The sequence below is a fragment of the Lysinibacillus sp. NPDC093216 genome (assembly GCF_050280325.1).
GTDB lineage: Bacteria > Bacillota > Bacilli > Bacillales_A > Planococcaceae > Lysinibacillus.
In genome coordinates this window covers 245,188-251,804 of record NZ_JBNNVB010000005.1, presented here as the reverse complement: position 1 = coordinate 251,804, position 6,617 = coordinate 245,188, and the positions used below count along the sequence as shown (strand labels likewise).

4 protein-coding genes and 2 pseudogenes are annotated in these 6,617 nt (G+C 37.3%); 3 read left to right on the top strand and 3 right to left on the bottom strand.

Annotation, left to right across the window (positions count from 1 at the left end; all coding sequences use genetic code 11):
• Positions 1-424 precede the first annotated feature (424 nt).
• A pseudogene (locus ACQKOG_RS08890) lies at positions 425-556 on the top strand (DUF6980 family protein); the annotation flags it as partial.
• Positions 557-579: 23 nt separating this feature from the next.
• Entirely contained in the window at positions 580-630 is a 51-nt protein-coding gene (locus ACQKOG_RS08885) for a hypothetical protein (RefSeq protein WP_427446042.1), read from the top strand.
• 339 nt (positions 631-969) lie between these two features.
• Here ACQKOG_RS08885 and ACQKOG_RS08880 read toward each other — a convergent pair whose 3' ends face one another.
• The 3 genes from ACQKOG_RS08880 to ACQKOG_RS08870 form a co-directional block, all read right to left on the bottom strand.
• A complete protein-coding gene (locus tag ACQKOG_RS08880) occupies positions 970-2,094 on the bottom strand; it encodes a conserved virulence factor C family protein (RefSeq protein ID WP_370077427.1) in 1,125 nt (374 codons plus the stop codon).
• Between the two features lie 12 nt (positions 2,095-2,106).
• Positions 2,107-3,993 carry an ABC-F family ATP-binding cassette domain-containing protein gene (locus ACQKOG_RS08875; RefSeq protein ID WP_370077426.1) on the bottom strand — a complete coding sequence of 629 codons (1,887 nt, stop codon included), beginning with the start codon at positions 3,991-3,993 and terminating at the stop codon, positions 2,107-2,109.
• A gap of 234 nt (positions 3,994-4,227) precedes the next feature.
• Positions 4,228-5,649 carry an anion permease gene (locus ACQKOG_RS08870; protein WP_427446030.1) on the bottom strand — a complete coding sequence of 474 codons (1,422 nt, stop codon included), beginning with the start codon at positions 5,647-5,649 and terminating at the stop codon, positions 4,228-4,230.
• Positions 5,650-6,142: 493 nt separating this feature from the next.
• Between ACQKOG_RS08870 and ACQKOG_RS08865 the strand changes: the two are divergent.
• Positions 6,143-6,477: pseudogene (locus ACQKOG_RS08865) on the top strand (2Fe-2S iron-sulfur cluster-binding protein).
• Positions 6,478-6,617 lie beyond the last annotated feature (140 nt).

Here is a 6,617-nt window from a genome sequence, read left to right as displayed (position 1 = left end):
GGCACCACGCAATGTCCTTTTTAAAAACAACTGAAAAATCGGTTGTACGTCGAAAGTGGCAAAAATCGCATCGAAACGACGGGAACTTTCCATTTCCAATAATTCTTGGATGTCAAATAGGCTCATTTGTTTTACAATAGTCATAGGGCATTCACCTCATTCAGTATGTTAGTTTCGTCGCTACCATTATACCGAATTTGGGGAGGTGCCCGTTTTTTATTGTTTCAGAACCCCCGATGCTAAAGGGATTAGAATTATGAAATTAACTCAACTATAATTCTATTTTTGAATAAAAAAGTAAGTCAGAAATTTTTGAAATGTTAACTCCTTATAATAACAAGTTAGTCATTTTTAAAAATAAGACAGAAATTATAAACTGCTTCAACTAACGAGTAGCTTTACTTAAATACGGGGAAATGAAATTATGAAAAAACATTGTTGTGAGGATATGACTTTTCATGCAAATTTCAAGTGTGAAATACATGAGAATCCGTTTGAATGTCCTGATAAAATAATCATTTTTTATGAACAAAATAATGACTACGGTTTGATAATACATGATGGGTACATGATGGTGGGATGTCGATTATTAGCATTGATTTTTGTCCTTGGTGTGGTTCGAAACTTTGATTTTTAAATACTTCCTTCTTTAACTATCGAGGTGCTATAGTTGAGGAAGAAGATAGCCAAACCAGATGTAACAAACTTTGAGAAAACCGCCTAGTTTTAAAAACATTGTGCTACGGCATTTGAAGATTTAGGACAAATTAGAACTTCCTAAAGAATTGTAGTCTTGCAAGCGACTTATCGACATTTTGCCGGCTGGAAAAGTGAATTTTAGGGGGGATTTTACTTTTCAGAAAAAGCAACAATAAAAGAAAACCAGCGTCTCTGTTGAACTACATTCATAGCAGAGAGCTGGTTTATTTCTTTTATCCACATTATCGGGTCACTGATTAAAGTTTCTCATTATTGCTGGCGAGACTCTGTCATTTGTTTCCAAACAGAACCTTTTGCTTCCTCACCCTGTTCGATGCGGGCAATCGCCATTTTTACTTGTAGCTTTACTTCAAACTCTTTATCTTCTGCAGCAGCCTTTAATGCTGCTAATGAGTTCTCAGTGCCTACCTCATATAAGTACATAGCTGCACGCCAACGAACAAGTTTGTTTTTATCCTGTAATGCTTGTTGCATCGCGTCTTCAAATTCTACGAAGCCGAGGTCACTCATACAATCTCCTGCAGTTCGACGGACCGCTGCACTTTTATCCTGTAATGCCTTTTCCAAATATGGCACGACTGCTACATCTTCAATCATTCCTAAATAAACGGTTGCTAGTCGACGGATAGACATTTGCTCATCTTGTAACGCCAAATCTAAAAGCGGTAAATCATCTAGCTCTGGATCTGCCATTTGGTCAAGCAATTGGAAACGTTTTTCCCATTCTGGTTGCTTAAACTGTTCAACAGTAATTTTTAGTTTAGCTGGCTTCTTAATAGTTTTCTCAGAATCATTAATTGTTGCTACAATCTCAGTTAAACGTTCCTCAGAATATGTCACATCGATTTCTTGTTTTACTGCTTCCGCAATTTCCTCGAGCTCTCCATAACGTACGCCATAGTCGATCCATTTACGTTGGAAAATATAATTTTCATCAACTGCTGTCTCAAGAATTTTATTAAAAGCTTCCACAAAGCGCTCACCACAGCTTACGCGGTGCTCACGTTGATTATCAAATACCTTTACTTGAAGTGGTACTTGCTTATAAAATTGCACATGAACGTACACTTCACCATAAAATTCATTGGCTACTTGTTCTTTGTTTACTTCCTGTACGTCTTCACCTAACACTTGGCGAATGCTTGCTAAAATACCTTCCCATGCATACTTTGCGTTACGCTCAACAGCGAAGAAGTCTGCTACATGATAAACTCCTTTAACACCTTCGATTGCTAAAATCGCTGCTGCTTCACCAGTTGCTTCATTTTTATTATCCTTTGTAAAATTATAGCTTTTGCCAAAAGGTAACTCTGTATCAACGACAATCTTCATAGAATTAGGACTTGGTGTCGGTTCAATTGTAATAATCTTCATGTCTATTGCTCCTTATCCATTTACGATTTCATCTAAATATGACCATCTTTCAATAAGGTGTTCATATTGTGCATTTAACTCATCTAGCTTCGCCGTTAATTCCTGTAGCTTTGTAAAATCAGCACCAGCGTTGGCGATACCTTCTTCTGTCACCATAATCGCTGTTTCCGTCTTTTCAATTTCATCAGCAATCGTTTCCCATTCTTTTTGCTCTTTAAAGGATAATTTTTTCTTGTCCGATTTAGGTTTTTCAGTCTTAGTTTTTTCGACTTTTGGCGACTCTACCTTTACAGCGGCTTCCTGTTCACACTTTTGTAAATATTCACTGTAAATATCAAGCGTCTCATTAACATGCCCAAGACCATCTAAAATCCACAGCTTTTTCGCAATTCGATCTAAGAAAAAGCGATCGTGGGATATAGTAATAACGACTCCAGGGAAATGCTCAATGAAATCCTCTAGTACACCTAATGTTTCAATATCCAAATCATTTGTAGGCTCATCTAGTAACAGTACGTTTGGTTGCTCCATTAATAATCGTAATAAATGCAGACGTTTACGCTCGCCACCCGATAATTTACCGATAGGTGTACCGTGTGCATGAAGTGGGAATAAGAAACGCTCCAACATTTGAGCAGCCGAATAGCGTACACCCTCTGCATCTGTAATATCATTGGAAGCTTCGCGGATATATTCAATCATGCGCTCATTTTCATTCATTTTTGGTAAAGTTTGTTTAAAATGCGCTAACTTCACTGTCGAACCAACAAGAATTTCACCAACATCAGGTGTAAGCTCTCCTGATAACATGTTCAATAATGTTGATTTTCCTACACCATTGGCTCCGATAATTCCAATACGATCGCCCTGCTGCAGTAAAAATGAAAAGTTTTCGAGGATTTTTTGATCGCCAAAAGCCTTTGAAATATTTTCAGCCTCTAAAACCTTCCGGCCAAGACGAGTTGTTGCTAAGCCAATTTCAAGAGAAATATCCTCAGATTTACGCTCTAAGTTATCCTCTAACTGCTCAAAGCGCTGGATACGTGCCTTTTGCTTCGTAGAACGCGCTTTTGCTCCACGACGAATCCATTTTAATTCTGAGCGATAGCGGTTGCGGTCTTTTTGTGCGGAGGCTGCTTTCATTTCTTCACGAATAGCACGTGCTTCTAAATAATCCCCATAATTCCCAGTATGTCGGTATAATGTTTGATCAGCTAGCTCGTAAATATGAGTAGACAGCTCATCTAAAAAATAACGATCATGGGTAATAAATATCACTGCTCCCTTTAATCGTAACACCATTTCCTGCAGCCACTCTGTTGACTGCACATCTAAATGGTTGGTAGGCTCGTCTAATAAATAAAGATCTGCCGGCTCAATTAAAACTTTAGCTAAAGCAACGCGCTTTTGTTGACCGCCTGACAGTGTTAATACTTCTTTATCAAACATTTCAATTCCAAGCTTCGTAAGGGCTGTCTTAGCAAGTGCATTGACATCCCATGCCTGCTCTTCATCCATACGATGTTGCAAGCTAAATAACGTTTTTTGTAAACTTTCTGAAGTCGGATTTAATGCAAGTGCAGCAACCGTTTCCTCATATTCACGATTCAGTTTTAAAATAGGTGAATCCCCTGCAAACACTGCCTGTAACACAGTTTCACCACCATTAAAAGTAGGCTCCTGTGGTAAATATGCAACACGATATTTATTTGGGCGGTCAACTTCCATTGAATCCGCTTCGATTTCATTTGCTAAAATAGAAAGCAATGTGGATTTACCAGTACCATTAATACCAATTAGCCCAGCTCGCTCCCCTTCATAAATTGTAAATTCAATATTTTGAAAGAGCGTTTTATCGCCCACTGTTTTCGTTAAATTTTGTACAATTAAATGACTCATTACACTTGTCCATCTCTTTCATTTAGGTGTTGTTTAGTGTCCATACTACTTTTATATGTAGTTTATTATTGTTATCCATTTTTATCATAACACCAAATGACAGGTAAACAAAGGACAACAAACTCTTCTTACCTATCTAAAAAACGCCTCTCCATTAAATCCAAATGAAGAAGCGTTAAAAATCTCAAAAAAATATCCGGATAGAATATTTTCTATCCGGATACAGAAGCTAACTCACCAATAACCAAGAAGCTTCCACCATAGTCCTCCTACTATAACAAAAATCAGGATAGTAACTACGGAAACTACAAATCCAACTGTCCACCATTTCTTTTGGTCAATATAGCCTGCACCAAAGAAGACCGGTGCTGGACCAGAACCATAATGAGTAGTGGCGCCAAATAAATTACTAAATGCCGCTAATAATATAGCTGCCAACATAGCAGGTGCTCCCGCTTGCAACATAACAGATAAAAATGCTGCATACATCGCACTAATATGCGCAGTGGAACTCGCAAAGAAATAATGAGAATAGAAATAGACTAAAGCTAATATGACAACCGCCCATATCCAGCTATATCCAGATACAAGTCCACCAACTTCATTACTAAACCACGGAATCAACCCTAGTTTGTTCATAAAAGATGCCATCATAAATAGCGTTGCAAACCAAATTAGTGTGTCCCATGCTCCTTCTTCCTTTTTAATATCTGCCCATGTTAATACATCTAACAATAACAGCAATGAAAGTCCTATAAGAGCTGCTGTAGTAGCACTAATGCCTAAGTAGTCTCCGCCAATCCATAACGATAACACAGCAACAAATACTACGATCATTCGTTTTTCGGAACTTTTCAGAGGACCGAATTCTTCCAGCTTCTTTTTAGCGATAGCTGCTGCCTCTGGTGTTTCCTTGATTTCAGGCGGATAAATTTTATAAATAACATAAGGAACAACGATTAAAGCGGTTAGCCCCGGGACAATCATGGCTACTGCCCAACCAAACCAAGTAATAGTTACTCCAGCTGAATCACTTGCTAGCTTAACAATTAAAGGATTCGCTGCCATGGCTGTCATAAACATAGCAGATGTTATTAAATTCCCTTGAAAACCTACCTTCAAAAGAAAGGCACCCATCTTACGCTCTGTCCCATCTTCTGGTTTAGATCCGAAGGTATGAGATAATGACTGGATGATTGGGAATATAACACCACCAGCACGAGCTGTATTACTAGGAATAGCAGGTGCTAATATTAAGTCACTTGCTAGTAATGAGTAGGACAGACTCAAAGTTTTTTTCCCAAAAAGACGAACAAATACATAGGCAATTCGTTCCCCTAGTCCCGTTTTAATAAATCCTCGAGAAATAAAGAAGGCAATAACGATTAGCCAAATCGTTGAATTACCAAAACCACTTAATGTCTCTTCAATAGTTAATGTATTTGTTATGGCAATCAAAGCCATAGCAATAAATGATATTGCTCCCATTGGCAACGGTTTCGTTATAAATCCTATAATGGTCGCAACAAAAATAGCGAACAGATGCCACGCTTTTTCATCTACTCCTGAAGGCGCTGGACAAAACCAGATAGCCACGCCAACAGCAAGGGAAATGAGGAAAGGAATCCATTTGACTGCGCTTTTTGCTTCTTTCATGATGTTAAAACTCCTTTGACGATTACCCCAATGTATTTAAAAGGAGATTTCTCCCACGATCTAATATTCGAAAGAAAAATAGACCTAATTCAAGATCCCCATTGTCGAAAAAACATAAGTAATTATATATGTTTTATATAATGAATGAAAAGATTTTTAACTCATTACTAAGAAAAAAATGATCTCGGTTCAGAAATATTTCCCTTTTTGTTAATATTATTGGAAAAAAGTTACTTTAAGATTAGCATGTGCAATATCCATTGATAAGATACACGAAGTCTTTAGGTTTTACCAAGTCGCTCCTTCAAGTTCATGCTTGGGAACCCTTCCTATGGCTACCCACCATATGATTATCCTTCAAACCGCTTCCCTCCATACAAACTTCCTGGGCTAGGTAAAACTTTTTAAACTGTATGAGAATAGCTGGATCAATCCAAACTGATAGTAACAGTTACTGCGTTAAAACCCCATTAATTGAAAGGAGAATTCATAGATGCCACTTGTCACCGTATTTGGAGGAAAAACCTTTGAAGTAGAGGAAGGAAAAAAATTAGTACTAGCTCTTGAAGATAATAATATAAACATTTTTCATCAGTGTGGCGGAATAGCAAAATGCACAACTTGTAGAGTGGAGGTATTAGCTGGTGAATATAAGGATATTTCAAAAATAGAAAAACACGCCTTCTCTATTAAAAATATTGATGAGAATTTATATGAAGACTGTTTGCGGCTATCTTGTCAAATTCGAGTAATAGAAGACATTACAGTTCGGCCTATTTTACCTTGGAAAATACACAGGGCGAAAGAGGTCCAAGACCAGCAGATTAACCAAATATCGATTATTAATTCAAACTTAAAAAAGATGCGTTAACAAAATGTGATAATTTAAGTTACTTTAATTTATCCAATATAGGAAATTCGATAACGCTGTCTTAATTTTTTATTCAGTATATGTAAAATAAAGAAAG